The organism is Rhizobium sp. Leaf453 (genome assembly GCF_001425605.1).
Taxonomy (GTDB): domain Bacteria; phylum Pseudomonadota; class Alphaproteobacteria; order Rhizobiales; family Rhizobiaceae; genus Pararhizobium.
In genome coordinates, this window is record NZ_LMRG01000023.1 from 87,622 (window position 1) to 106,162 (window position 18,541).

Sequence of the window (18,541 nt, forward strand, 5' to 3'; positions counted from 1 at the left end):
TGCGGTCGCCTGTCAAGGAGGGCAGATGCGTCAGGTCCAGGTGTAGCGGACAATGTGGAAGAAGACGGGGGCGGCGAAGACGAGGCTGTCGGCCCGGTCGAGCATACCGCCATGTCCCTCGATCATCTGCCCCCAATCCTTGACGCCGCGGTCCCGCTTGATGGCGGAGGCGACGAGGCCGCCGAAGAAGCCCATGATACAGGCAAGCGCTGCGAGGATTCCGGCCTGCAACGGCGGAAACGGTGTCAGCCAGGAGAGGCCAGCGCCCAGAAGCGAGGCGCTAACAATGCCGCCGATCAGGCCCTCCCAGGTTTTCGACGGTGACACGCTGGGCGAAATGCGGTGTTTGCCGAACAGCTTGCCGAAAATGTATTGCAGGACATCGCTGCCCTGCACGGTCGCGATCAGGAAGGCGATCAGCAGCAGCTTCTTGCCCTCGTAGCCAGGAATTTCCAGCGTGATGAGGGCAGGCACGTGACTGATGCAATAGACCGACAGCATGATGCCCCATTGCTGCTCGCTGATGCGCTCAAGGAACCGCGAGGTATCGCCGGAGAGCGCCGTCAAGGCCGGCATGGCGAGGAAGCAATAGACCGGGATGAAGATGGAGTAGAGGCCGTACCAGTCGATCCAGATCAGGTAATATTGCACCGGAATGATGATGGCGAACATGCCGAGCAGGATCCAGTGATCGCTGCGGCGGGTATGGGTCAGCGTCACATACTCCCTGAGCGCGGCAAACGAGATGAGTGCGAAAAGCACGATGATGCCGGCCTTGCCGAACAGGAAGGCGACGCACATCGCTGCAACCATGATCCACCAGGCCTTGATGCGGGCATTGAGGTTGACCAGCGTGGAGGAGAGCGGTTTCTCGCTGCGGAAGGACAGGATGCCGGCGACGACGCTGGCGGTGACGAGCACGCCCATCAGGCCGAGGAAAAGCTGCGTGGTTTCGGTCATGGCCGTTCACCCTTGGCATCGGGGTTCATGTTCAGCAAAGCCTCTCGCGCGCGATGCAGGAAATCCTTGTGGGCTTCGCCTTCTTTGACGGCGACCGGCGCGCCGAAGATGACGCGGCAGAGCAGAGGAACCGGTAGGACGGCCCCCTTGGGCAGGACGCGAGACATGTTTTCGATCCAGCATGGAATGAGTTCCACGTCGGGCCGGGCGATCGCCAGATTGTAGAGGCCGGAGCGAAAGCGCAGCAGCGGTTCGTCCGTCATGTTGCGGGTGCCTTCGGGAAAGATGATCAGCGATTGCCCCTTGCTCATGGCATCCAGCATGACAACCATCGGGTCCTGGCTGCGCTCCACCCAGTTGCGCTCGACCAGAACTGTGCGCAAGAGAACCTCGGCCATGAACTTCCGAATGCGGTTCGATCGCCAGTAATCGGCGCCGGCGACGGCACAGGTGTGGGCGCGCGCTTCCTGGCTGAGGCAGGAGGAAAGCAAGATGAAATCGCCGTGACTGGTATGATTGGCGAAATAGATTCGTTGCCGGTAGGACGGGCTGCTGCCGCTCCAGATCGGCCGCACGCCGGTGATGGCGCGGGCGAGAATGGCGAGAACAGAACCGGAAAACGATTGCAGATACCGCCTGTAGTCGATGGCCGCCATTCAGAACTGGCCCCCGTGCAGGATGGTGCCGGGCAGGAGGGCGAGGGCCAGGAAAAGAAGGACGCAGACAACGAGCACGAGGCGCTGCCGGTTGACGAGGCGCAGCGAACCGGCGATCCGTTCAGGCAGGGAGCGCGTGGTTTCGGCGAGTGCACGCAGGCCGGCCCGCGACAGAACCGTATCGACTTCTTGCAGTGCCTTGAGTTGATCGGGTGTCGCCGCGATCATCTTGAAGAGGGCGGCGTCGAGCAGCAGATGTGCCGACGTCACCAGCGCCAGAAGGCCGCACACCAGAAGAGCGGTCCACAGGATGAAAAACAGCGGACCGTGGGTTTCGCGCAGGAATGGCGCGACGGCCAACAGGATCGGGATTGGAACGCCACCCCAGAGCGCATTGCGGCGCAGATGAGCAGCGATTTCGAGTGGCGTGCTGATCATGCGGTTCTCTTCGGTTCGGAAGCGGGAAGGTGGACGGGGCGCCCCTTGCTCTTGAGGAGATCGATGGCGGCGTCCCGGCTCGCGGCGCGGCCGGTGGTGACAAGCCAATGAACCACCGTGGCGGCGCTACGCTGAAAACCGAGCGCGCAGCAGACAAGAACCGGCCCATTCGGACGCGACGTTTCGATGGCGTCGGAGGCGGCCGCCAGCGTTTCATCGGGCGTCGTCATCAGATCGAGCGAGGGAAAGCTTTTCCAAGTGGTTTTCGCATCGTGGCGCGGAGCTGTCAGTTCTCCGGTGAGATCGATGACGGTGGCGATATCCGACAGTTCTCCCGCGTTCGGGAAACGGCCGAGGAACACCTTTTCGGTGATTTCCGTGCGTGCCGGTAATGCGCCTGTCCAATAGCGGATGTTGAGTCTGGCGCCGAAACGATAGGGCATCAAAAGCCAATGGCCGGCGAGCGACACACTGCCATCGGCCGTCTTCTGGAAAATCTCCCGACCGGCGCCGAAATAGCCGACGGAGACGATGGCGAGCGCGAGAGCCGGCCAGAGCAGAAGCAGCGCATAGCCGGTGAGGAAGACGCCGGAGGCGGCGAGGATGAGGAAGACGATCGCGCCGCCGGCATAGTAGCGTCCGAGACGACCGGCTTTCTCGCTCGTCGTGACACGGAAACCGGCGAGCGGCGAGGGTGCCGCGTGCGGGAACACCCACAGGGCGAACAGGCCGAGAAGGGCGCCGGTCGGGATATCTATGAAATGGTGCTGGTAGGTTGTCAGCACCGATGCGCCGATCAAGAAACACCAGACATGCCAGACCTGCCGCACGCCGCCCGGCAGCTTGCGTCGCAGGTGATCCCAGATGATGACCAGGAGAGCGATGTGCAGCGACGGCGCCTGGTTGAACGGCTTGTCGAAACCGCCGAGCACATCGAACATGAAGCCCGGTAGGCCGATGGTTTCCGGCCGTGCGAAGGTGGCGGTCAGCGGAAAGGCGATGAAGCAGGTGACGGCGACGATCTGCGCGGTGAGATAACGCTTCGCCAGCCGATCGACTGATGTCGGCGTATCGTTGATGAACAGCGACAGCGCGTAGAATGCATTGATCGACCAGTAGGGCACGATCGTCCAGGCATAGAAGGGAATGGCGCTTTCCCAACCGAAGGCGAGGTTCGGCACATGGGCGCGCTGCGAGGCGAGCCAGTTTGCGATGCCATAGGTGAGATAGAAGAACGGGGCGAGAAGGCACAGCCAGGCGGCTGCGCGGCGGATGACGGGCAAAGCGGAGACCGGCGGAGAGGGAACGGCGTCGATTGTCACTCCTGAGGCTCCGCGACGCGCTCAGCCATCGAGACCGTGAAGATGCCCCATTGGTCGATGCGCTGGTCGAGCTTGCGGAAACCGGCGGCTTCGACAAGCTGGTCCATCTCGCCCTGCGTGCGCCGCCGCATGACCCAGGCCTCACCGCCGCGGTGGGAGGTGAGGGCGCGGGCGATCATTTCCAGTTGCGGGTGCCAGGGCTGGTTGGTGTAGATCAGGAGAGCACCCGGCTGCATGGCGCGGGCGAGACCGCCAAGCGATCGCTCGATCAGCGCGTTGTCGGGGAAAAGTTCGTAGAGGCCGGAGACCACCGCGAGGTCCGGTGCAGGTGTGATTGCGGCCAGTCCGTCACCATCGAAGGCGTCCACTTCGTCGAAGCGGGCGGTGCCTTCAACGCCCCGGTCAGCGATCAGTTTCCGGCCGGCGGAGACGTTGATCGGCGAATAGTCGCGCAGTTGCACATGGTCCGGCTTGATGTCGGAACGGGCGATAGCGTCGAGAATATAGCGGCCATGACCGGAGGCGATGTCGAGCATGTTCGTCGAGCGGCCCGCCGCCTTGAGGCGGGCGAGTGCCGTGCCGATCATTTCCTCCAGATGAACCTTTCGCTGGCGGATGCCGCGCCAGCCGATCGCTTCAAGAAACTGCTTGTCGATCAGCTTGCCGCCGGGGCCAAGGCCGCGCGGCTCGTTTTCGTAGACGTAGTCGAGTGCCGATCCGGAATCGAAGCCGGTCTTGATGCCGGTCTTGATGCCCTCCGAGAACAGGCCGCCGAACTGGATGGAGGCCTTGTTGATCAGCCAGTAAAGGCCGCGCGGCGAAGCAAGTGATAACGGGGTCGCCAGACGGTCGGCCTCATCACGGGTGTAGCCGTGGATATGGGCGTCGCGCAGTTCGGCGACGGCGGGAGGGCTTGCGAAGCGTTCGGTAATGAAGGCCTTGATCTTTGTCATCGCCCGGGCACGATCGCGCTCGCCGAGCGTGTCGTGATAGAAGCCGTCGAGCACATGGCGCTCCTTGATCCGGCTTCCGAGGTTCTCGAAAAAGCGATGTTGCGGTCCGTGATGAACCACCCAGTCGCTGCCGGAAATCAGCAACTGGACGGGCACGGTGATGGCTCGTGCATCGTCCACCACGCGTTTGGCCGCCTCATGCAGTTCCAGCAGGATATGCGAGGCGATCGGGCGAGTGATCAGCGGGTCGTTTTCGTAGGATGCGACGCGGACCGGATCATGTGTCAGGAACTTCGCTTTCACATAGGAATTGACGAAGAAGCTGCCCTTCAGCTTCTGCCACAGCGCAATGCCGGGCTTGGCGAGCGGCACGTAGAGCTTGATATCGAAGGCGGGCGAGGCGAGCACGAGTGCGCGAACCTTGGGGGCATAGTCGTGCACCCACGTCGCCGCCAGCACCGCGCCGACGCTCTGGGCGATCACGGCGATATCCTCGATCCTTGCGCCACTGGTTTCCCGGATATGGCCGACGAAGGTATCGAGATCGCGCACGGAGGCGGCGAAGGAGGGGGAGAAGCCACGCGCGCCGGGCGAACGGCCATGGCCGCGGGCATCCCAGGCGTAGAACGCGCAATCGTCCAGGCCGAGTTCATCGACGATATGGGCGACACGGCCGCTGTGTTCATGCCCCCGGTGCAGCAGGATGATCGTGCCCTTTGTTTCCGGCGTCATCGCGGGCCAGTGGCGATAGAAGAGCGTGGTGCCATCATGGGTCTTGAATTCGCCTTCGATCGGCGCGCGGGGCGCAAGGCCCTGCGATTGCTGCACGCTTTGATGCATATTCATCTCCCTCATGACACCGGCGGCCCCCGCCACCGTTGCAACTTCATTCAATCAGTGGAATGAAACGCTTGAACGCACAAGGATATTCACTGCCGGGACGAAGTAAACGGGGGAGTTCGGAAATGAATCTGCCGGTGAACGCCCGTGGTGCCGACATGCGGTCCTGTTGCCCGACTTTCCGCCTTCGTCTGTCCCGTGAGATTTGGTCATGTCCGTCTACCAGCTGAAATCCCGCTTCCAGAACCTCCTGCGCCCGTTGGTGACACGTCTTGCCGCATCGGGCGTGACAGCCAACCAGGTGACCGTGGCGGCGGCGGCCGTTTCGGTGTCGCTCGGGGTGTTCCTCGTTTTGATGCAAAGCCCCGGCTGGTTTGCATTGGTGCCGATCTGGTTTTTCCTGCGCATGGCGCTCAACGCGATCGATGGCATGCTGGCGCGCGAGCATGGGCAGAAGAGCCTGCTGGGTGCCTATCTCAACGAAATGACCGATGTGGTTTCGGACGCAGCCCTTTACATGCCGTTTGCGCTGGTCGCCCCCTTCAGTCTGGGCTGGATAGCGGCGGTCGTCTTTCTGGCAACGCTAACGGAATTTGCCGGCGTGACCGGTGCCGCCAATGGCCGGACGCGCCGTTACGACGGTCCGATGGGCAAGAGCGATCGGGCGGTAGTTTTTGGCATCCTTGGCGCCTGGATTTCGGTTGCAGGTGTGCTTCCGGGCTGGCTGTTCTGGCTGCAACCGCTGTTATGCGCCGCGCTTGTGCTGACTGTCGTCAACCGGGTGCGTGGCGGCCTCGCGGAGGCATGAAAAAGCCGGACGTTTCGCAACGCCCGGCTCGTTGTCACCCAACTTGATGTATCAGGCAGGCAGCTGGAAATACCAGTTTGCGACAAGCACCACGGTCAGGCCGGCGGCAAGCGCGACATAGGGCAGGAGGCCGGCCTTCTTGATGCCGAGATCTTGGCCGGTCAGGCCGAGATCGTCCATCGCGCCCGCCGGGAAACGGCCACCGTCACGCACATAGTGACGATAGGCAAAGACCGGCAGGATGAGCGCGGCGAAGATGAAGCCGACCCAAAGCGCGTTAGAATAGCCCCAGACCTTGGCGCCGGCGCCGAGGAAAAGCGCGTTGACGAAGGCGAGAACGGTATTGAGGCCGATCAGCCAGGTCGGTGCCTTCCAGGGGCGTTCGACATGGCTGGAATCCATCCGGTGAATCCAGCCGGCGTTCAGGTTGAGGAAGTTGAAGATGATGTATCCGACATTGGAGACGGCGAGCACGAAGAAATAGCCGGCGACGTCGGATGCAATGGCAAGCAGGATGAGGTTAAAGGCGAAGTCGGTCCACATGGCGCGGGTCGGGGCGCCATGCTCGTTGACGTGGTCGAGATATTTCGGCAGCCAGCCGTCTTTCGAACCCTGGTAGAGGGTGCGCGACGAACCGGCCATGGCCGTCATGATGGCAAGGAACAGGGCCATGATCATCAGGATGACGAGAATCTGCGTGATGATCCGGCCACCGTGAACGAGGCCGGCCAAGGCTTCGGCGATACCGGTTCCATCGACGACGCCCGCTCCAAGCAGACCGCTCTGACCAATGACACCCTGGAAGGTGAACGGGATCAGGAAGAAGAACAGGCAGCACAGAAGGCCGGAATAGAAGATCGCCTTGAACGTGTCCGTCTTCGGGTTCTTCAATTCGCGGGTATAGCAGACGGCGGTTTCAAAGCCGTAGGTCGACCAGGCCGCGATGTAGAGGCCGCCGAGGAAGAGCGTCCAGCCACCATTCGACCAGGTGCCATTGACACCGGAATAGGCGGCGGTTGGCGGCACGAGGCCTGTGACGTTGAGGGTATCGATCTGACCCGAGAAGATCGGGTAGAGGCCGATGATCAAAAGCGGCAGCAGCACGATGATGGCGAGCCATTTCTGGACGGCGGCCGTTCCATGAATGCCGCGATGCTGGATCGCGAAGATGACCAGCATCAGGAAGCCGCCGATGAAGAAGGTGGCGTTCAGGTTGGCATTGGCGAGGAACGGAATGTCGAAGCTGAACAGCGACCAGCTGCGGATGGCCGGTGTCAGGGCTGTGACGGCATCGGTCGACAGAAGGGCCGAAATGGCATCCTGGGGCGTCTTGCCGGCATTGGCGGCCAGCCATTCGGCAACACGCGGGCTGTCTGCCGTCAGGGTTGCCATGTTGGCGTTGATCCATTCCATGACCGCCGGCGAGTCGGCGCCCGGGATCGGGAAGAGGGCGTTGAGGATATAGCCTGCCGCGATGGCGCAGCCGAGCGACAGCACAGGCGACCAGGCGAACCAGTTGCACCACACTGACAGCGGCGCGATGAATTTCGAATACCTCAGCCAGGCGGTGGCGCCGTAGATGGATGCGCCGCCCGACTTGTTGCCGAACATGCCCGCGATCTCGGCATAGGTGAAGGATTGCAGGAAACCCATGATCATCGAAATGATCCAGACGACGAAGGCAAGCTTGCCCGTCGTTCCCGCGATGCCGCCGATGGAGAAGAGCACCAGCGGCGGTACGCCTGCGGCGACCCAGAATGCCCCTTTCCAGTCCAGCGCACGAATCAGACCGGCGTCTGAAGCGGTTGCCGCTGACCCCTCGGTCTCAACAATTGATGCCATAAGCAGTCTCCTCGACCAGTTTATTGAGCGCGTTTCGCGCGTCCCCGTATGGATGGTTTTGGGCTTTGGTCTTCGCTGTGGAGGAGCCTGCATTCTGCAGTGTCATCACTCCGTTCCCGTTTTATTTTTTGGCCAAAGCTTATCCTCATAGTGAATTTTTTTTCCTCTGGGTCAAGTCTCTCTTTACTTTTCAAGGGGTCCCGTAGGATAGTTTGGCCATATTGCCGGTGCATAAGCGGCGCCTTGAGAGCGTTGAACGGCCGTGCCGCCGGGTGGGAGCTGACATGACGAATTCCGGACGATTTGCGAGCATGCTGGCACCGCCGCGCCCGAGCACGATTCTGCGGCCGGGAATCCCGGCGCTGCCTGCCGGCGTGGAGCGTTACCGAGTCAAGGGACGCGGCACGACGGTGGTGAAAGTTGCCGCCGGTGACCGCGTGACGATCAAGGATGTCGAGGGCGGCCAACTGTGCGAGGTCAGCTTCGTCGATGCCAGGGGCCGGTTCAACGCCGCCGGGCTGGGCGTCGCGTTTTCAGGCGTGGCAACGGGTTTGCAGGATATCCTGTCGCGGGACGAAGAAAGTGCCCGGCGCGTTCTGTCCGCCCTCAAACGCCGTTCGGTCGATCCGGCGGATGCGCAGGCACTGTTACTTTTCGGCGAAAGCTCGTCTCCGGGCGCTTCGGCCGAATTGACGATCGCGCTTGACGGTTTGCTGATCGTCGGCGCGCCGGCGCCGCTCATGGATGCGGAACTGCAGAATACGGCAACGGCGCTGGAACTGCGCATCACCCGCGCCAGGATCGAGCGAACCTATGAGGACATGCTGCCCGAGCCGATGGCGGATCCGGTGCAGGACCTGCGCATTCCGGCCGCGCGGGCCTCGGCCTATTTCGTCAGAGCCGGCGAATTCATCCAGGTGATCGATGTGAGCGGCCGGCAGTGCACGGATTTCCAGGCGTTTTCCGCCCGCAAGGTCGACAAGGGGCTGGATCTGGCGCTGGATGCGACAGTGACGCGCACGCTGCTCGGTCGCAGCTATCCGACGCCCGGCCTGCCGTCGAAGGCGTTCGACCGCGATTTCGAGCCGCTGGTGGAAATCGTGCAGGATACGGTCGGGCGCCACGATGCTTTCGCCACCGCCTGCAACTCACGCTACTATGACGACATGGGGTATCCGGGGCATGTCAATTGCACCGACAACTTCAACCATGCCTTGGCGCCCTATGGCATCGCGCCGCGTAAGGGCTGGGAAGCGCTCAACTACTTCTACAACACCAATGTCGATCACCAGAACCAGCTCTATCTCGACGAACCCTGGTCGCGGCCGGGCGATTATGTGCTGATGCGCGCGCTGACCGATCTGGTCTGCGTCTCTTCGTCCTGTCCCGACGATATCGACGCGGCCAATGCCTGGAACCCGACCGATATCCACGTTCGGACCTATTCCGACACGCAGAAATTCTCGCGCGCAGTCGCGATCCGAATGACCCCCGATGCAGAGCCCGAAATGACCCAGGAAACAGCGTTCCATCCCCGCCTGTCGGCGCTCACGCGCAATCACACCGAATATCGGGGCTTCTGGCTGCCCAACCGCTTCAACAATGAAGGGCCGATCGAGGAATACTGGGCCTGCCGCGAAAAGGCGGTGGTGATGGACCTGTCGCCGCTGCGCAAGTTCGAAGTCACGGGGCCGGATGCCGAGGCGCTGCTGCAATATTGCTGTACGCGCGATATTCGCAAGCTGTCACCGGGGCAGGTGGTCTACACCGCCATGTGCTACGAAAACGGCGGCATGATCGATGACGGCACGGTCTTCCGGCTCGGGCAGAACAATTTCCGCTGGATCGGCGGCGATGACATCAGCGGCATCTGGCTGCGCGAGCAGGCCGAGAAGATGGGCTACAAGGCCTGGGTCCGCTCGTCTACCGACCAGATGCATAATCTCGCTGTTCAGGGGCCGAACAGCCGTGAGATCATCGAGGAGATTATCTGGACGGCACCGTCGCAGCCGTCGATCGGCGAGCTGGAGTGGTTCCGTTTCGCGGTCGGCCGCATCGGCCATTTCGAAGGCGCTCCGGTCGTTGTTTCGCGTACCGGCTATACCGGCGAACTCGGTTACGAAATCTTCTGTCATCCGAAGGATGCGACCGCGGTTTTCGATGCAGTCTGGGACGCCGGCCAGAAGCATGGTCTGAAGCCGATGGGGCTGGAAGCACTCGACATGGTGCGCATCGAGGCCGGACTGATATTCGCCCATTACGAATTCACGGACCAGACCGATCCATTCGAGGCGGGCATCGGCTTTACCGTGCCGCTGAAGTCGAAGACCGAGGATTTCATCGGCCGGGAGGCCCTGATCAAGCGCAAGGAAAACCCGCGCTACAAGCTCGTCGGTCTCGATATCGATTCCAACGATGCGGTTGGGCATGGCGATACCGTGCATATTGGTCGCGCGCAGGTCGGCGTCGTCACCAGCGCCACCCGTTCGCCGCTGCTAAAGAAGACAATCGCGCTGGCGCGGCTGGATGTGCTGCATTCGGCTATCGGAACCGAGGTTGAGATCGGCAAGCTGGACGGCCAGCAGAAGCGGCTGCCGGCGCGGATCGTCCCGTTTGCGCATTACGACCCAGAGAAGCTGAAACCCCGGTCTTGAGGGGTAGGCAACGTTAAAGCTTCAACAAGCGAACACTTTTCGCTGGCACGACGGCAAGGATGAGGATGCCACCTGCCTTTTCTTCATAGAGAATGATGTGGCTCTTGTGTTCGTGACGGCGAACGCCTTCGCCGATCAAGGGAGCGGGGCGGCCCATCTGCGGATGGGAAGCCATCAGCTGAAAACAACGATCCAACTCGTCCTTGTATCGTCGCGCCTGATTGAGACCAAACAGTTCGATGCCGTCGAGGAACACGGTTAGCAAATCGTCCTCGGCGCGTTCGGTCAGCGCATAGTTATTCACGCACGGCGCCTCTTGCCCTGGCTATGCGTTCGGCGTTCCCGAAGATGTCATCGAGACTTTGCTTTCCGGTGCCGCTTGCCCGGGATTCCGCAACAAGCTGGCGCAATTCGTCCATGGTCATTTCCTGGTCGCGGCGCGACCGATCGCGGCGAACGAGATCACGCACATAATCGCTTGCGCTGGCATATTCGCCCTTGCTGATCTGGGTCTCGATCCATTCCTTCATGGGATCGGGCAGGGAAATCGTCATGGTTGCCATTGCGTGATACTCCTTTCGGTCATTTTATCACCGATAAGAAAAAATCACAAAATTTCTTATTTTGAGCAGTCTACTTGTTCAACCAGACTTGCGCTGCACGCTGGCGATTTCGCGGGCGACGGCTTCCGAATCGTTGGCGAGGGTGCGCATTTCCGTGGCGAGCACGGCGAAGCCGGCACCGGCTGTTCCTGCGCGGGCTGCCTCGATGCCGGCATTGACGGCGAGCAGTTTCAGGTAGCGCAGCGAGTGCAGGATCTCGGCGGTGCGCGATGCCGTCGCCCGCATGTCGGCTGTCTGGTCGTCGATCCGCTGGTAGAGCGACTCGATGTTGACAATGCTGCCTTCGAGATAAAGCAGGTCGCCGCTTTTGTCCCAGACACCGCCGCCGGTTTCCGTCACCCAGAGAAGATGACCCCGGTTGTGGCGGATGCGATATTCGAGCGTCCAGTCGGTCTTGTTTTCGAGCGCCTTGCCGACGACTTCGTCCATCATCGGTACGTCTTCCTCGCACATGATCGAGGTGAAGGTCCGCACGCGATTGCCGACGATTTCGTCGGTGGGGTAGCCGAAGATCCGCTGGATGCCGTCGGTCATGTCGAGCATCGTATAGTGCTCGTCGGCCCGGCACCGGTAGAGAAATCCATTCATGCGACCGAGAACGCTGCTCTGAAAGTCCATGTCGAATCCGGCTGTGGCTGGAGGGCGGATGGAAAGAGTATCGATGTTTACGGATAATATTTCGTTATTTTGGAAATCATGATCGGAAGGCTGCAAGCACGCCTTCCGATCGGAAGTCGCTTTTATCGCGGATCAGTTCTTCAGGTAGACTTCCAGCGTATCATCCATGGCTTCCAGCCAGGGCGTGTGATGCTTGGGTGCCATCGTGCCGGTCATCAGCGACTTGTAGGCATTGTCGCGGAAGCCCATGATGTTCTCGGCCTTGTGGTGCTCCCATTCCATGAAGGTCTTGTTGGTGCCTTCAATGTCGAACTTCGGATAATCGGTGTCATCCAGCAGTTCGATGACATAGTCGCCCTGGAACCAGATCATCTGCTCGGCATCCTCGAGCGTCTCCTCGCGGGCGCGCCATTTGTCGAAATGGGCTTTCATCTCGTCCTTGCCCGGCAGCTTGATGCGGCCCATGATGACGTCGCGGGCATACCAGGCCTGGGCGTCGAACATGTTGAACGTATAGAACTGGTCCTGCATGCCGATATACATCAGCTGCGGATTGTCCTCGTAGACAACGCCCTTGTAGAGATTGTCGGACCACAGGCGGTTGGCCGTCTTCAGGCGCAGGTCGTCCGGCAGGAACGGGAAGTGGTGAAGGTAACCGGTGCACAGGATCAGCGCATCGACTTCCTTGGTCGAACCGTCGGCGAAATGGGCGGTCTTGTTGACCAATTTCTGTAGCAGCGGCCGCTCCTCGAAGCGCTCCGGCCATTTGAAGCCCATCGGCTTGGAACGGTAGCTGGTGGTGACGGACTTCGCGCCATACTTCCAGCATTGCGAGCCGATGTCCTCGGCCGAATAGGAACGGCCGACGATCAGCACGTTCTTGTCCTTGAATTCCAGCGCATCGCGGAAATCGTGGGCGTGCAGCACGCGGCCGCCGAAAGTCTTCACGCCTTCGAAATAAGGGACGTTCGGTGTCGAGAAATGGCCGGAGGCGACGACGACATAGTCGAAGATCTCATCATACATGACATCGTTGACGCGGTCGTGCGCCGTGACGGTAAACGTCTTCGATTCCTCGTCGAAACGAACCATGCGCACCGGCGTCGAGAAGCGCACCCACTTGCGCACGTCGGCCTTTTCGACGCGGCCCTTGATGTAGTCCCAGAGTACGGCGCGGGGCGGGTATGAGCCGATCGGCTTGCCGAAATGCTCCTCGAAGGAATAGTCGGCAAATTCCAGGCATTCCTTGGGGCCGTTCGACCAGAGATAGCGATACATGCTGCCATGAACCGGCTCGCCATGTTCATCCAGGCCGGTACGCCACGTGTAGTTCCACAGTCCGCCCCAGTCGTCCTGTTTTTCAAAGCACACCACTTCAGGTATTTCAGCACCCTTCTGGGCCGCGGACTGGAAGGCTCTCAATTGAGCGAGGCCCGAAGGCCCTGCGCCGATGACGGCTACTCTGGTCATGTGTGTCAGTTCCCTTTTTAATTTTTGTTCGTACGTATGCTTTTTGCGGAGAAGACCCCTCCCAACCCTCCCCACAAGGGGGAGGGCTTAACCCGTTGAACCCTCTCGCCAGCACATTCCGGCAACACGTTTTTACCAGCGACGGCCGGAAAACATCCCGGAGAATTGCAGGAAGAGGTCACTCCCTCCCCCTTGTGGGGAGGGTTGGGGAGGGGTCTTAAACCTCTCAATCCGGATAAATCCCCGCGCTGGTCGGAGATCCGTCGTCGTATTTCGAAAGCCAGTCGATCATGATCGGGCGGTTGCGGGTCAGGCCCTTGTAGTCGACGATCTCCGGCGGCAGGCTGGCGAGCACGCGCGGCAGACGGCGCGCCCATTTCGGCACGGTGACGAGTTCCTCGAGGCTGATCAGATAGCAGCGGATGACGAACAGGATGGCGTTGGAGCGGGGCAGGCGCCACAGGCTCTGCAACTCGACGCGCAGATGCATCTTCTGGCCGACATTCTCCGGCGTCACCGTCGTGCGGTCGGGACCCCACTTGTGATAGTTTTCCGGGGACGTATCGAGCCGCGGATTGACGGTCATGGTCCAGTTCAGCCGGCGGGTCGGCTTGCCCTGCTGCAGGTTGAGCAGGAATTTGAGTGCGCGGTCGAACACGCCGATCTGGTGGGCGAGCGGGACCGGGCCATGCCACTCCATGAAGTTCATGCCGATATCGAAATCCAGCGACCAGTCTGCCTGGGTGGTGACCATGCCGGCATCCATCCAGAGATTGTTGTCGCGCTGGTCGACGATGCAGAAATCGCCCTGGGCCTGGCGGGTGATGTATTCCATCGGCGGGTAGGGCAGCGTTGCCGCATCGCCGAAGGTGAAGGTGTCGTCGATGCCCATCGGCCGGTTGATCCAGCGCCAGCGGTCGCCGTTCTTTTCCAGGGTGAAGTGCTCGGGATAATCCTGCGCCTGATGCTCCATCAGCAGTTCCAGCGTATCCCATTGCGCCGCCATCATGTGGGGCAGCGCCTGGCAGCGCAACGGATCTTCCTTGAGCACCATGGCCCGATCCTGCATCTCGGCGACATAGTGCTCGTCGACATCGATCAGGTTTTCAAAGACCGAGTCCTTCCTTGCCCGGACATGCGGCTCCATGTTGACCGAATACATGTATTCGTCGCGATCGAATGGGAAGGGAAAGCGCCTGATATTGTAGAGGCTGTTGCGGAAGGTGAAATCTTCACGGAACGTTTCGCTCCTGAACGTGATGGTCATCTGTCCGGCCCTCCCGGCTAGAGTTGAAGAACGAGTTGCTGGCCCTTGAACCGCGAGACGCAGATCATGACCTTCTTGCCGGACGCCTTTTCTTCGTCCGACAGGTAGATGTCGTTGTGCTCCAGCGTGCCGTCGCAGGACGAGACCTCCGTCTCGCACTGACCGCAGGCACCGCCACGACACATATAAGGCGCGTCGCAGCCATGGGCTTCGGCCGCCTCCAGAATGCTCTGGTGTTCGCCGACCGTCATGTGGATATTGGATTTCTCCAGGAACACCTGGAAGGGCTGGCCCGCCGGCGGCGCAAGAAAGCGCTCCGAATGCAGGTTTTCCTTCGGCCATCCGGCTTCCAATCCCGACAGCAAAACGGCGTCGATCATGCCGGCGGGGCCGCAGACGTAGAGATGCGTGCCGAGCGGCTGGTTTTCGACCAGTGCCTTCAGCGGGATGAAGGTCTTCTCGCTGTCGCAATAGATCTTCACGCGGCGCGAGCCGTATCGATCGAGCAATTGCTGCCAATAGGCGCCGTGTTCGCGCGAGCGGATGGCATAGTGCAGTTCGAAGACGGCATTGTCGCGGGTGAACTGCTCCATCATGGCGATGAACGGCGTTATGCCGATGCCGCCGGCGATAAGGATGTGCTTGCGGCCGCGATGGTCGGCAGGGAACAGGTTGACCGGCTGACTGACAACCAATTGGTCGCCCGGCTTCACCTGCTCGTGCATGAAGACCGAGCCGCCGCGCGAATTCGGAACTTTCAGGACGCTGATTTCAAAGGCGCTGTTGTCGTCAGGATTGGACATCAGCGAATAGGGATTGCGGCGCAACAGGCCGTTGTCGTGCATCGAGACGACGACATGAGCGCCGCCGGAAAAGAACGGCATGGGTTGGCCGTCGAGCCGTTCGAAACGGAACCGCTTGACGCTATCGGTGACCTGCGTCACGGCCGCCACCCGCACGGGCATGTCTGTGTTGAGGCTCACGGGAATATCTCCTCGGGGGCAGGTGCGGTACCCGGTTCTTCGGCATCAATGTTGACGCCCTGGAAGGCGCCGAGGCGGCGGGAATAGTGATCCCGCACGAGGAGCGGCAAACCGCAATGGGTGCAGGCAAACGAGCTTGTCGTCACATTGTCGGTGATGCCCTTGCAGTGAACGCATTGCACCCGGCGTGCCGTCGAGCCGCGATGTTCGGTATGGATCGAGTTGAAATCGATGCCGAATTCCAGTGCCACTTGCATGACCTGGCCGATGAAGCCCTCCGTGCCGGCGATATAGAGCCGTGTTCCCATCCGGGCCTGCTCAAGACAGGCCCTGAGGCGAAACAGCAGGGGTTGAAGGGTTGGCGCCTGCCAGAAGACATCCGGCGAAAGCGCTGTCAGCGCGACATCATAGGCTTTCGGCGCCGCTCCGCCTGCAAGGTAGAGGATCTCCGACCGGTCGAGGAAATCGCGGCCCTTGGCTTCGACCTGATCGGTCAGGGCTGCCGCCCCTTCGCCCTCGATGACGAAGAGGTGGCGCTTCGCATGGGGCTCGACATTGAGCCCCTTATATTCCGGTCTGCTCTTGATTCCCTGAACAAGCATGGCGCGTCAGCCCTGCGTGGTCCGTTTCGTCTTCTTCGGGTCATCGAAGGTGATCGTGTGGGCGATCGCCGGGGCGTTGACGTTCTTGCCCTTCACCTCGAGCTTGGTGCCCTGCACGGCATAGGGGACATCGACGCGCATGATCGCCATCGAGCGGTTCGTCAGCTTCGAATAGGACGGGCAGGTGATGACGCCGACCTTCTTGCCATCGGCCCAGACCTCATCGCCAAGATCAGTCGGACCATCGGCATCGACCAGCAGGCCGAAGATCTTGAAGCGTTCCTTGCCCTTCAGGCGCGCATGTTCCTCGGCGCCACGGAAGCCGGTCTTGCCGGGACTGACGGTGAAGTCGAGGCCGAGTTCCCACAGGCTGTCGCCGGGTTGCTCGTCGGCGAAAGGATACATCTGCGAATTGTCATAGGGGTAGAACAGCAGGTAGCTTTCGACGCGCAGCATGTCGAGAACGCTGAAGCAGACGGGGATGATGCCCATCTCCTTGCCTTCCTCGACGATGCGGTCCCAGACCATGCCGGCATCTTGGCCGCGCACGAAGATTTCATAGCCGCGCTCACCGGTATAGCCGGTGCGCGAGATCATCACCGGCGCGCCGAACAGCGTCGTCTGCATGTGATGGAAATATTTGAGATCGCGGATGCCCGGTACGTATTTTTCGAGATAATCGACGGCCAGCGGCCCCTGAAGCGACAGGTCGTGCAGGTCGTCGTCGAACAGCACGGCGCAATTGCGGCCTTGGGCCTGCTTGACGATCTCTTCGAAGCCGGAACCCGAGCCATGCACCAGCATCCAGGAATTCGGGCCTGTGCGGTAGACGATGCAGTCATCGGTGAAATGGCCGCGATCATTGAGCATGCAGGCATAGACCGACTTGCCGGGATAAATCTTGGTCATGTCGCGGGTGGTGATGTATTCCAGGATGGCAATGGCGTGCGGTCCGACGAGGTGAACCTTCTTGAGACCCGACACATCCATGATGCCGGCCTTGGTGCGAACCGCGATGTGTTCTTCGTAGATGTCCTTGTCATAGGTCCAGGCGGTTCCCATGCCGCTCCAGTCCTCAAGGTTGGATCCCAATGCCCGATGTCGGTCGCCCAAGGCGGAAAAACGCCAGCTAAGTGCCATGTTCTGTTCCCTTATTTATTTCACTCTGTGGAAATAATTATTCCTGAGTATATGCGCGTTTTTGGGAACGGCAAGCCGTCAAATCGATTTCTAAAGGGAAATTTGGAGACTATATTTCGCAAGGGTAAGCTGCCGCTGCGTTGGGTGCAAGGTGAATGACAAAGGGCGCGGGAGGACTGGATTTCTCTCTCTCGGCGGCCATATCACCTTGATATGACCGGCTTTACCGCCGGCAAACCGGAGAGGATTGGCCATTGACCGGAACCGAAAGCAGCCTGTCCGAAATCTATAGCGCTTACATCAATTGCCTCAACCGGCAGGACTGGGCGGTGCTTGGTGAGTTTGTCGACGACAATGCTGTTCACAACGGCAGGCTGATCGGTTTGGCCGGTTATCGCGCCATGCTGGAAAAGGATTTCGACGACATTCCCGACCTTCGCTTCAACATCCAGATGCTGATTGCCGATCCGCCCTATATTGCCAGCCGACTGGCCTTCGACTGCACGCCGAGGGGAGTGTTTCTCGGGCTGCCATTGCACGGCAGGACGGTCTCTTTCACGGAAAACGTTTTTTATGAGTTTCGACAGGCCAAGATCGTGCAGGTCTGGTCGGTGATCGACAAGCCCGCGATTGAGGCGCAACTGCTCGATTAGCCCCCTTGAAACAGAAAAGCCCGGACCACCGGCCGGGCTTTGCATCGGCATTCGGCCGATTTCAGGCGAGAATTCCTTCTTCCTTCACGGCGGCGACAAACGAAGCCCAGGCCTTGCGCGGACTGCGGATTCCGTCGAGCGCATCAAGGCAATGCTGGAGCGCGCGGCGATAGGCAGTGCCGCGGCGGCCGGGCCAGCGGCGCAGGAACTCCACGGCATCCCACGCGGAGGCTATTATATTTTCGTGGCTCTGTTTGATGATCACTCTGACGGGGGTTGGAAAGCGCTTGTAACTCAACTCGTCCTCATGCTTCTTGTTATGAATTGCCGCGCTCAACGTCCGGCGCGCACGAAGGTTCCCGGGTGGAATTCATTTCGGAATCTGCTTTCGAAAGGATAGTCTGAATAAGACCGCCGGCTACGGCGTATCTTTATCGATGCCGCAGGACGAACAGCACGTGTTGCGAGGAGAGGGGCATGAAGCAGAACAGGTTCTTGGCCTGGTTTCTCATCATCGTCGGCGGATTCTATCTTCTGTCCGGGATCGCCACCAATGACATGGGCGGGCTGGCGTCGCTGGGCTACAATCCGGATATGCCGATGACATTCCAGGCCGCGCCGTTGCGCTTCCTGATCGGCATCGGGCTTTATCTTTGCGCCATTATCGCCGGCGTCCAGATGCTGCGCGCAGCGCCGCCGCCGGAAAAATAGC

At 60.6% G+C, this 18,541-nt stretch carries 19 protein-coding genes; 4 read left to right on the forward strand and 15 right to left on the reverse strand.

From position 1 onward, the window contains the following. Positions 1-30: 30 nt before the first annotated feature. From ASG68_RS18630 to ASG68_RS18650, 5 genes are read right to left on the reverse strand one after another with little or no spacing between them, the layout of a single operon-like run. Positions 31-960: a phosphatidate cytidylyltransferase gene (locus ASG68_RS18630; RefSeq protein WP_062579752.1), complete on the reverse strand. Its 930-nt coding sequence runs from the start codon at positions 958-960 to the stop codon at positions 31-33. Continuing rightward, positions 957-1,616 carry a lysophospholipid acyltransferase family protein gene (locus tag ASG68_RS18635; protein ID WP_062579754.1) on the reverse strand — a complete coding sequence of 220 codons (660 nt, stop codon included), beginning with the start codon at positions 1,614-1,616 and terminating at the stop codon, positions 957-959. Before ASG68_RS18635 ends, ASG68_RS18630 begins: the two co-directional genes overlap by 4 nt. After that, positions 1,617-2,054: a hypothetical protein gene (locus ASG68_RS18640; RefSeq protein WP_062579755.1), complete on the reverse strand. Its 438-nt coding sequence runs from the start codon at positions 2,052-2,054 to the stop codon at positions 1,617-1,619. It abuts the gene before it with no gap. Beyond that, complete coding sequence (locus tag ASG68_RS18645; protein WP_062580870.1) at positions 2,051-3,370, reverse strand: phosphatase PAP2/dual specificity phosphatase family protein; 1,320 nt, start codon at positions 3,368-3,370, stop codon at positions 2,051-2,053. The genes ASG68_RS18640 and ASG68_RS18645 overlap by 4 nt, the downstream gene beginning before the upstream one ends. 2 nt (positions 3,371-3,372) lie before the next feature. Continuing rightward, positions 3,373-5,169 carry a bifunctional alpha/beta hydrolase/class I SAM-dependent methyltransferase gene (locus tag ASG68_RS18650; protein ID WP_062579757.1) on the reverse strand — a complete coding sequence of 599 codons (1,797 nt, stop codon included), beginning with the start codon at positions 5,167-5,169 and terminating at the stop codon, positions 3,373-3,375. Positions 5,170-5,380: 211 nt separating this feature from the next. Between ASG68_RS18650 and ASG68_RS18655 the strand changes: the two genes are divergently transcribed. Beyond that, on the forward strand, positions 5,381-5,977 hold the full coding sequence (locus ASG68_RS18655) for a CDP-alcohol phosphatidyltransferase family protein (RefSeq protein WP_062579760.1): 597 nt from the start codon (positions 5,381-5,383) through the stop codon (positions 5,975-5,977). A 51-nt stretch (positions 5,978-6,028) separates the two neighbouring features. Here ASG68_RS18655 and ASG68_RS18660 read toward each other — a convergent pair whose 3' ends face one another. Beyond that, positions 6,029-7,819, reverse strand: coding sequence for an APC family permease (locus tag ASG68_RS18660; protein ID WP_062579762.1), 1,791 nt, complete (start codon positions 7,817-7,819; stop codon positions 6,029-6,031). A gap of 284 nt (positions 7,820-8,103) precedes the next feature. On the opposite strand from ASG68_RS18660, the gene ASG68_RS18665 reads away from it, so the two are divergent. After that, positions 8,104-10,473 (forward strand): aminomethyltransferase family protein, encoded by a 2,370-nt coding sequence (locus ASG68_RS18665; RefSeq protein ID WP_062579765.1) that lies wholly within the window; start codon positions 8,104-8,106, stop codon positions 10,471-10,473. A 13-nt stretch (positions 10,474-10,486) separates the two neighbouring features. Here ASG68_RS18665 and ASG68_RS18670 read toward each other — a convergent pair whose 3' ends face one another. From ASG68_RS18670 to ASG68_RS18705, 8 genes are all read right to left on the reverse strand, one after another. Further along, a complete protein-coding gene (locus ASG68_RS18670; protein ID WP_062579767.1) occupies positions 10,487-10,777 on the reverse strand; it encodes a type II toxin-antitoxin system RelE/ParE family toxin in 291 nt (96 codons plus the stop codon). Further along, entirely contained in the window at positions 10,770-11,036 is a 267-nt protein-coding gene (locus ASG68_RS18675) for a type II toxin-antitoxin system ParD family antitoxin (protein WP_062579769.1), read from the reverse strand. The genes ASG68_RS18670 and ASG68_RS18675 overlap by 8 nt, the downstream gene beginning before the upstream one ends. Before the next feature lie 78 nt (positions 11,037-11,114). Then, a complete protein-coding gene (locus tag ASG68_RS32800) occupies positions 11,115-11,714 on the reverse strand; it encodes a PAS domain-containing protein (RefSeq protein ID WP_062579771.1) in 600 nt (199 codons plus the stop codon). 132 nt (positions 11,715-11,846) lie between these two features. Beyond that, positions 11,847-13,184: an NAD(P)-binding domain-containing protein gene (locus ASG68_RS18685; RefSeq protein WP_062579773.1), complete on the reverse strand. Its 1,338-nt coding sequence runs from the start codon at positions 13,182-13,184 to the stop codon at positions 11,847-11,849. A 226-nt stretch (positions 13,185-13,410) separates the two neighbouring features. After that, positions 13,411-14,451 (reverse strand): heme-dependent oxidative N-demethylase family protein, encoded by a 1,041-nt coding sequence (locus tag ASG68_RS18690; RefSeq protein WP_062579775.1) that lies wholly within the window; start codon positions 14,449-14,451, stop codon positions 13,411-13,413. Positions 14,452-14,468: 17 nt separating this feature from the next. Beyond that, positions 14,469-15,416: a PDR/VanB family oxidoreductase gene (locus tag ASG68_RS18695; RefSeq protein WP_413814036.1), complete on the reverse strand. Its 948-nt coding sequence runs from the start codon at positions 15,414-15,416 to the stop codon at positions 14,469-14,471. A 14-nt stretch (positions 15,417-15,430) separates the two neighbouring features. Beyond that, a complete protein-coding gene (locus tag ASG68_RS18700) occupies positions 15,431-16,036 on the reverse strand; it encodes a dimethylamine monooxygenase subunit DmmA family protein (protein ID WP_062579779.1) in 606 nt (201 codons plus the stop codon). Positions 16,037-16,042: 6 nt separating this feature from the next. After that, on the reverse strand, positions 16,043-17,176 hold the full coding sequence (locus ASG68_RS18705) for an aminomethyltransferase family protein (protein WP_062579780.1): 1,134 nt from the start codon (positions 17,174-17,176) through the stop codon (positions 16,043-16,045). Positions 17,177-17,430: 254 nt separating this feature from the next. On the opposite strand from ASG68_RS18705, the gene ASG68_RS18710 reads away from it, so the two are divergent. Continuing rightward, positions 17,431-17,829, forward strand: a complete 399-nt coding sequence (locus ASG68_RS18710; protein WP_062579782.1) for an ester cyclase — start codon at positions 17,431-17,433, stop codon at positions 17,827-17,829. A 61-nt stretch (positions 17,830-17,890) separates the two neighbouring features. Here ASG68_RS18710 and ASG68_RS18715 read toward each other — a convergent pair whose 3' ends face one another. After that, the gene (locus tag ASG68_RS18715; protein ID WP_062579783.1) at positions 17,891-18,127 is read right to left on the reverse strand and encodes a DUF982 domain-containing protein; all 237 of its coding nucleotides are present in this window, start codon (positions 18,125-18,127) and stop codon (positions 17,891-17,893) included. A gap of 179 nt (positions 18,128-18,306) precedes the next feature. Here ASG68_RS18715 and ASG68_RS18720 point away from each other — a divergent pair, with 179 nt between their 5' ends. Beyond that, entirely contained in the window at positions 18,307-18,540 is a 234-nt protein-coding gene (locus tag ASG68_RS18720; RefSeq protein ID WP_062579785.1) for a hypothetical protein, read from the forward strand. Position 18,541: the final 1 nt, after the last annotated feature.

Bases quoted from the DNA above. Each gene is read 5' to 3' on its own strand.
- ASG68_RS18630 (WP_062579752.1), bottom strand. From the start codon at position 960: ATGACCGAAACCACGCAGCTTTTCCTCGGCCTGATGGGCGTGCTCGTC.
- ASG68_RS18635 (WP_062579754.1), bottom strand. From the start codon at position 1,616: ATGGCGGCCATCGACTACAGGCGGTATCTGCAATCGTTTTCCGGTTCT.
- ASG68_RS18640 (WP_062579755.1), bottom strand. From the start codon at position 2,054: ATGATCAGCACGCCACTCGAAATCGCTGCTCATCTGCGCCGCAATGCG.
- ASG68_RS18650 (WP_062579757.1), bottom strand. From the start codon at position 5,169: ATGCATCAAAGCGTGCAGCAATCGCAGGGCCTTGCGCCCCGCGCGCCG.
- ASG68_RS18655 (WP_062579760.1), top strand. From the start codon at position 5,381: ATGTCCGTCTACCAGCTGAAATCCCGCTTCCAGAACCTCCTGCGCCCG.
- ASG68_RS18660 (WP_062579762.1), bottom strand. From the start codon at position 7,819: ATGGCATCAATTGTTGAGACCGAGGGGTCAGCGGCAACCGCTTCAGAC.
- ASG68_RS18665 (WP_062579765.1), top strand. From the start codon at position 8,104: ATGACGAATTCCGGACGATTTGCGAGCATGCTGGCACCGCCGCGCCCG.
- ASG68_RS18675 (WP_062579769.1), bottom strand. From the start codon at position 11,036: ATGGCAACCATGACGATTTCCCTGCCCGATCCCATGAAGGAATGGATC.
- ASG68_RS32800 (WP_062579771.1), bottom strand. From the start codon at position 11,714: ATGGACTTTCAGAGCAGCGTTCTCGGTCGCATGAATGGATTTCTCTAC.
- ASG68_RS18685 (WP_062579773.1), bottom strand. From the start codon at position 13,184: ATGACCAGAGTAGCCGTCATCGGCGCAGGGCCTTCGGGCCTCGCTCAA.
- ASG68_RS18690 (WP_062579775.1), bottom strand. From the start codon at position 14,451: ATGACCATCACGTTCAGGAGCGAAACGTTCCGTGAAGATTTCACCTTC.
- ASG68_RS18695 (WP_413814036.1), bottom strand. From the start codon at position 15,416: ATGCCCGTGCGGGTGGCGGCCGTGACGCAGGTCACCGATAGCGTCAAG.
- ASG68_RS18700 (WP_062579779.1), bottom strand. From the start codon at position 16,036: ATGCTTGTTCAGGGAATCAAGAGCAGACCGGAATATAAGGGGCTCAAT.
- ASG68_RS18705 (WP_062579780.1), bottom strand. From the start codon at position 17,176: ATGGCACTTAGCTGGCGTTTTTCCGCCTTGGGCGACCGACATCGGGCA.
- ASG68_RS18720 (WP_062579785.1), top strand. From the start codon at position 18,307: ATGAAGCAGAACAGGTTCTTGGCCTGGTTTCTCATCATCGTCGGCGGA.